Below are 2,860 nucleotides of genomic sequence, written 5' to 3'. Positions count from 1 at the left end.
TAAGCGATAGTCCTCTGCCTTGCCATGCAGATAAATCTTGTCTCCTTCACTGGCGTTGAAGTCTTGAATCCGAGCATAGTCTCCTAATCCAGCCTTGTCAGACCTGCCATCGTCGTAGTACACCTTGGACTGATCTCCTAAGTAGAAGCGATCGCTCCCTCGTCCACCCATCAGGTCATCCTTCTCGGTGCGTCCTGGGTTCGCGTCTCTAGCCTCAACTCCAATCAGCACGTCGTTTCCGCCTCCTCCATCCAACAGGTCACTGCCTCTACCACCATGCAGCTTGTTCGGAGCGCTCGAGCCAATCAACGTATCATTGCCCGCTCTTCCTTTAATCACCGTTCTGGCAGTCTCATTGCGTCCAACAACCCGACTACTCCTTTGATTGACAGGGACAAACTCCAGGTAATCAAACCGAGCAAACTCACCTTTATCCAACCGAGCCGTAATCTCAAAGCGATCGCCACTCTTCAATGTAACCGCCGAGTGAGTGGTGATGACGGCTCTAGCATCATGCATGGCAGAGTCAGAAAACAGGTCTTTGTCAAGCTTGAAGTTCTTACGCTGACCTGCAACGGTGACGCTGGCAGAAGACTGACCATCATTTTCATCGTAGTAGCCGACTCGAACTTGATAAGTGCCTGCTGTCCCGCGAAACACACCGCTAGCGCTACCGGAGGTCTTACCTGTGCTGCGGAGTGAGATGTAGCGGTCTGCTGATGCCTGGGAGTGTTCCAGTCCTTCCACCTTGTAGGTGTTGAGGCTCATCTGCTCTGCTTCATATCGCAAGGTTCTGAGATCAGAAGTAGGGGATGAAGGGGATTGGGAATTAGGGTTGAGGGGCTGGGCAGCAGGGAGTTGAGGCGCGATCGCAACTCTCACCACTGCTGAAGTAGACGTACCGCTGCCCGTGTTGATTTGATAGGTAAAGCTATCTCGCCCTGTAATGTTGTTTTTAGGCGTATAGAGAATGAAGTCGTCGGATGCAATTTGAGGGGTGCCGTTATTGTTGATTTGGGCACTACCGCGCGTAGGACGATTAGCAATACTAAGAGTGAAGGGGCGATCGCCAGGTAGGGAATCATTTTTCAGGAAATCGATACGGACTGGAGCATTTTGGCGTGTGGTAATGGAATCATCTCTAGCAATTAGAGAGGGTGTATTAGGAAGCGAGGGGGTGCCATCTGGATCTGGAATAACAACTGGGTCGCTGGGATTAGGATTACCCACAACAGGATTACCATTTTGTCCAGGGTTGCTTACATTACTCCCAACATCTCTCAGATCGGTGGGGGTAGGATCAACCAACCTAATGTTTGCCGTGACATTCAGATCGGTTGGGTCGTTTGGATTTTTGGGTGGCCACTGAATGTTGCCGCCGCGATCGCTAAACTGAGCGCCTGTGTGGTTCTTAATGTCCCAGTTGTTTCCACCATTGTTGGCAACGTTATCCAAAAACACAGAATCCTTAACAGTCGTGGATGAGCCTCCACCCCAAAAGCCTCCACCTTGAAAACCAGCATAGTTATCGGAAACGAGAGTGTTAATGATCTCGACAGGATTGGAGCCATTAGCTAGAGTGATTGCTCCTCCCAGTCCTCCCCTCTTATCAACACTTTCAGCCCGGTTGCCCGAAAAGGTACTATCAATGACGGTGCCTGGAGACTTTTCTCCTACCCATAAGCCACCCCCTTGATCAAGGGCCTGATTATTTGTAAATGTAGTGTTTTTTATCGTAAATTCAGCATTGCCAAGTCGAAGACCACCCCCCAGAGCATCTCCCTTGGCATCATCAATTACCTTATTTTTGGTGATGATCGAGTCTTCAACTACCACTTTGTCTGGAGGATAGGCAAATAGAAATAGTCCTCCTCCTTGTCCGGCACCCGTATTACCCTCAAATCGACTACCGCGAATTGTAATGACACCTCCTTGAGAACCCGGTGTAGCATTCGGGCCAGAGGCATTGGCTCCGTCAGTGTAAATGGCTCCTCCATAGCCTTTGGTATTAGGGCCTATGGGGCCACCTGCGGTTGAGTCATTATTCAGAAAAGTGGAGTTTTCAACTGTGAGTCCGCTTAGAAGACTGTTAATTGCACCTCCATTAGTTCCTTTGTTGTTAATGAACTGACTGTTTTTAACAGTGAGACTGCTTTTGCTCTTGACTGCAATGGCACCCCCACCTCGTTCTCCTTGACCTGATGTACCGTCGTTGCCATTAAAGGTGCTGTTGAGGATGGTATTGGTGCTGTTATAGCCCGCCCAAATAGCGCCACCCCCTTCTCCAGACGAAGCATTATTTTGAAAGGTGCTGTTCTCAACAATGAGTTGTCCTTCGCCAGCCGTTCTGATAGCCCCTCCGGCACCTTCTTCACCTGTGCCTCTGGCTCTTCCGTTGACTAGAGATAGGTTCCGCAGTGTGAAAGTTGAACTAGGTGCTGTTACGTCAAAGATTCGGCTAGCGTTGTTGCCGCTAATCTTGATGCCCGTAACACCTGCACCATCAATGGTCAAACTTTTGTTGACTAAAAGTTGACCACTGGTAAGAGTAATCGTTTGCCCTGCCAGAGTAGGACTGAATTTGATGGTGTCTCCAGCATTGGCACGAGCGATCGCATCCCTAAGAGAACCAGTTCCACTGTTGGCAGCATTTGTAACAGTGATGATAGCCATGTTGCTTTTCTCAATGAATGATCAACTAGTAAGCACCTTGAACATCTCTCAATTTCTATACAAACTTGAAGCTACTGCTATTCAGGCTGAGGTTTTGCCCATCCTCTACTACAGCAATCAGTTCATCTCGTTCACCCGCTGTGTGGAAGATACCCGTCCCTCGTCCTACTCGCGCCGGAGCAACTCC

At 49.4% G+C, this 2,860-nt stretch carries 1 protein-coding gene; it reads right to left on the bottom strand.

The window, feature by feature from the left end; translation table 11 throughout:
- Positions 1-2,673, bottom strand: a 2,673-nt coding sequence (locus V5G28_RS12410) for an Ig-like domain-containing protein (RefSeq protein ID WP_336230464.1), incomplete at its 3' end; no start/stop codon positions are given.
- Positions 2,674-2,860: the final 187 nt, after the last annotated feature.

This window comes from Scytonema sp. PRP1, from assembly GCF_036697665.2.
GTDB classification, from domain to species: Bacteria; Cyanobacteriota; Cyanobacteriia; order Cyanobacteriales; family Nostocaceae; genus Kalymmatonema; species Kalymmatonema gypsitolerans.
The sequence above is the reverse complement of the archived record's forward strand: the minus strand, read 5'-3'. Positions and strand labels throughout refer to the sequence as shown.